2 protein-coding genes are annotated in these 2510 nt (G+C 64.1%); both read left to right on the forward strand.

Annotated features, from left to right (window positions below; all coding sequences use genetic code 11):
* Positions 1 to 458 (forward strand): App1 family protein (locus tag B2994_RS01510; protein WP_291526640.1); only part of this gene is annotated, 458 nt, incomplete at its 5' end.
* Positions 459 to 509: 51 nt separating this feature from the next.
* On the forward strand, positions 510 to 2510 hold a 2001-nt coding region (locus tag B2994_RS01515), incomplete at its 3' end, for a S9 family peptidase (RefSeq protein ID WP_414630617.1).

A 2510-nucleotide genomic window follows, 5' to 3' on the forward strand; every position in this document is an offset into this window, starting at 1 on the left:
TGTTCCCGGACGCGCCGTTCTTCTATCTGTCGACCAGCCCCTGGAACGTGGAGACGTCCATTCGGCATTTCATCACATACCAGGGGTATCCGGAGGGGCCGCTGCTGCTACGCGACCTGGACCCCCGACCGAAAAGCTTCATTCCCTCCGGCGTGCAGCACAAGCTGGAATTCGCCGAGCAGCTGATGGCGGACTTTCCGCATATGCGCTTCATTCTGATCGGCGATGACGGCCAGAAGGACCCCACCACGTATGCGACGATCGCAAAGCGGTACCCTGGGCGCGTGCTGTGCATCGGCATTCGTCAGCTCACGCCCAGGGAATCGCCGATGATGCCGCATCTCGCCGGCGTGACCACCACGCAGCCGATGCCGGTCACCGACGTGCCCGTGTTCACCGGCACCACCGGGTCGAATCTGATGAAAACCATGCTGCCGTATCTGCGGCACAACGCATGACCTGTCGGCGCCCCAGCAGCCGACGGCCCGATGACGGTACGGGCGGCTAGCATGGTGGGCACTATGACCAATGATGATCCTGCTTACCCCACCGCCGAGCGCGTACCGCAGGAACGCACCTTCCACGGCGACACCTTTGCTGACCCCTATGAGTGGATGCGGGCCAAGGACGATCCACGCACCCAGGCGTATGTGGCCGCGCAGAACGACTACACCAATGCGCGCATGGCCCCGTTGAACGGGCTGAAAACCACGCTGTTCGAAGAGCTCAAGTCGCGCGTGCAGCAAACCGACATGTCGGTGCCCACCCGATTGAACGGCTATTGGTATTTCACGCGCACCCGGGAGGGCCAGCAGTATGCGACCCAATGCCGCATCCCCATCGCCGGGCCGGATGACTGGACCCCGCCCAATGTGGACGTGACCGCGGCCCCGGGGTCGATGCCCGGCGAGCAGATCGTCTTCGATGCCAACCGCGAAGCTGAGGGGCATGACTTCTTCCGTCTCGGCGGACTTGATCTGAGCCGCGACGGCCGTTGGATGCTGTACGGCGTGGACGTGACCGGCGACGAACGGTATGACCTGAAGATCCGCGATCTGAGCACCGGAGTCGATCTGCCGGAAACGATCGAACAGGTGGCGGGTGGCGGATGCCTTACGCCGGACGGCGCCTGGGCGTTCTATGTCAAGGTTGATGAGGCGTGGCGCCCGTATGCGGTGTGGAGGCATCGCGTGGGCACCAGCGCCGGCGATGACGTGGAGGTCTGGCGGGAGGACGACGAGCGCTTCTGGGCCGGGGTCGGCATCAGCTTCGACGAGCGCAATATCGTGATCGGCACCGGGTCGAAAACCACCACCGAGGTGCTGACTCTGCCGGTGGATAATCCGACGGGCTCGTTCACCCCGTTCATCGCGCGGCGCGAGGGCATCGAATACGACGTGAGCTTTGGCTGCTTCGAAGGCGCGGGGGACGACGGAGCCGATGTGCCGATCGCCATCGTCTACCACAATGTCAACAACCCGAATTTCCAGATCAACATCATCGACATGCGCCGGCATCAGCCGCCCTACGATCTCGACGAGGGCACGGTGGTGGCCTCCGGTTCCCCATATGGCTGCGAGCGTGGCGGCCAGTATGCCGGCATGCCGGTGGGACGTCCATACCACAATCCCATGAATCCGGCGATTCTGGATGGCGCCGCCGGCTTGGGCATTGAGGGCATCGCGATGCACCGGCATTTCGTGATGCTGTCGTATCGCGCGGACGGTCTGCCCCATTTGGCCGTGATGACGAAGCGGCAGGCGATTGAGGATTGGAAGGCCGATCGTCCGTGGGCGTTCCGCGAAGTGAAGCCGCGGCCCTCGCCCAACGTGACCGCCAAGCCGTGGGCGGAGCACTTGTACTCGATTGGAGCCGGCGGCAACCCGTCATACGACGCGCCCCGACTGCGCTATTCCTTCGGCAGCTTCATCCTGCCGGGCGAACTGCATGAGCTGGACCCGGCGACCGGCGAGGATGTGCTGCTCAAGCGAGCGACGATCCTGGGCGATTTCCATGCGGATGACTATGTGGAGCATCGTCTGTGGATCACCTCGCGCGACGGCGAGCAGATTCCGGTGTCGTTGGTGTGGAAGCCGTCCGTCTGCCATCCGCAGTTCGGGGGCGTTCCGGCGCCCACGTTCCTCACCGGATACGGCGCGTACGAGATCAGCTCCGACCCCGGGTTCGCGGTATCGCGGCTGAGCATGCTGGATCGCGGCGTGCTGTATGCGGTGGCGCATATTCGCGGCGGCGGCGAAATGGGCCGCGGATGGTACGAACAGGGCCGCAGGCTCAAGAAGAAGCACAGTTTCGAGGATTTCATCGATGTGACACGCGCCCTGCAGTCGCTGGGCTGGTCCGATCCCCGGCGCGTGGTGGCCAATGGCGGATCCGCCGGAGGCCTTCTGATGGGCGCGGTGGCCAATATGGCGCCGAATCTCTATGCGGGCATCGAGGCCGACGTGCCCTTCGTGGATGCGCTGACCTCGATCCTCAAACCCGAGTTGCCG

Origin of the sequence: Bifidobacterium sp. UBA744 (assembly GCA_002298605.1) — a bacterium.
Lineage (GTDB): Bacteria > Actinomycetota > Actinomycetes > Actinomycetales > Bifidobacteriaceae > Bifidobacterium.